The sequence below is a fragment of the Candidatus Frankia nodulisporulans genome (assembly GCF_902806475.1).
GTDB lineage: Bacteria > Actinomycetota > Actinomycetes > Frankiales > Frankiaceae > Frankia > Frankia umida.
On sequence record NZ_CADCWS010000588.1, the window covers coordinates 1 to 299 of the forward strand.

1 protein-coding gene is annotated in these 299 nt (G+C 63.5%); it reads right to left on the reverse strand.

The window, feature by feature from the left end; all coding sequences use genetic code 11:
- On the reverse strand, positions 1-299 hold a 299-nt coding region (locus G6R24_RS21500), incomplete at both ends, for a DDE-type integrase/transposase/recombinase (protein WP_163550900.1).

Consider the following 299-nt stretch of genomic DNA (forward strand, 5'->3'; position numbering starts at 1 on the left):
CTTCGCTGTAGGGGTTGTCGTTCGAGACGTGCGGACGGGAATGGCTCTGGTCGATGTTCAGGTAGGCCAGGAGGGCGGCGACCGGCTGGGACGTCATCGAGGTCCCACGGTCGGCGTGGACGGCGATCGGCCTGACCCTGCCGTTCGCGGCGACGGCGTGTTCGATGAAGGCCTTCGCGAGTTCCCCGTTCTCGGTGGGATGGACCTCGAAGTGGATGGCTTTACGGGAGAATATGTCGAGGATGACGTACAGGTCGAAGTAGACGCCGCGGGCGGGTCCGGTGAGTTTCGTGATATCC